The 1,235-nt window shown below is 64.6% G+C and carries 1 protein-coding gene; it reads right to left on the reverse strand.

Annotation, left to right across the window (positions count from 1 at the left end; translation table 11 throughout):
* Nucleotides 1-152: 152 nt before the first annotated feature.
* Nucleotides 153-1,235: IS256 family transposase (locus AB0J47_RS42235; protein ID WP_364360349.1), on the reverse strand; the 1,083-nt coding region annotated here is incomplete at its 5' end.

Here is a 1,235-nt window from a genome sequence, read left to right on the forward strand (position 1 = left end):
GACCGGCCGACAGGAAGCCGGCCTGTGGATCTTGACGCGACAGTTACTCGAGCACGAAGTGCCCATCAACGATCGAACGCGCGCCGAGATCGAAGGGTCAAGTCCAAAGGCGTGGTGTAACTGGGGTGGTCACCGCATGTTCCGGTTTTCGGTTATGCGGTGAGGGCTGTGGTGGTGGTTTCCTCCTGTTCGGTGGGGTCGGTGGTGGCGCGGGAGCGGGCAAGGACGTCGAGGCCGAGGTAGCGGCGGCCTTCGATCCATTCGTCGTGTTGTTCGGCCAGGACGGCGCCGACGAGGCGGATGATCGCTTGTCGGTCGGGGAAGATGCCGACGACGTCGGTGCGGCGGCGGATCTCTTTGTTCAACCGTTCTTGGGGATTGTTGGACCAGATTTGGCGCCAGATCTGTTTGGGGAAGGCGGTGAACGCGAGCAGGTCCGCGCGGGCTGTGTCGAGGTGCGTGGCGACCTTCGGCAGCTTCTCGGCCAGGGCGTCGAGCATCCGATCATATTGGGCGCCAACGGATTCAGAGTCTGCTTGGTCGAATACCGAGTGCAGCAGCGTGCGCACCCACGGCCATGATGTTTTCGGGGTGATCGACATCAGGTTGACGGTGTAGTGGGTTCGACAGCGTTGCCAGGCCGCGCCGGGCAGGGTCGCGCCGATCGCGGCGACCAGCCCGGCGTGGGCATCGGAAGTGACCAGCTCGACGCCGGACAGACCGCGGGCGACCAGGTCGCGGAAGAACGCCAGCCAGCCGACTCCGTCCTCGCCACTGGTGACCTGGATACCGAGTATTTCGCGATAGCCGTCGGCGTTGACGCCGGTCGCGATCAGGGCGTGGACGTTGACCACCCGACCGTTCTCGCGGACCTTGAGCACCAGGGCGTCGGCGGCGACGAAGGTGTAGGGCCCTTGATCCAAGGGGCGGGTGCGGAACGCCTCGACCTGGGCGTCGAGCTCGCCGGCCATGATCGACACCTGCGACTTGGAAAGCTTTGTCACACCGAGTGATTCGACCAGCTTCTCCATCCGGCGCGTCGAGACACCGAGCAGGTAGCAGGTCGCCACCACCGAGGTCAACGCGCGTTCGGCGCGTTTGCGGCGTTCCAGCAGCCATTCGGGGAAATAGCTGCCCGAACGCAGTTTCGGGATCGCCACGTCGATCGTGCCGACACGTGTGTCGAAATCACGGTGTCGGTAGCCGTTGCGGTGGTTGACCCGTTCGTCGCTGCG

It is taken from the genome of Nocardia sp. NPDC049737 (assembly GCF_040674755.1).
Classification (GTDB): Bacteria; Actinomycetota; Actinomycetes; order Mycobacteriales; family Mycobacteriaceae; genus Nocardia.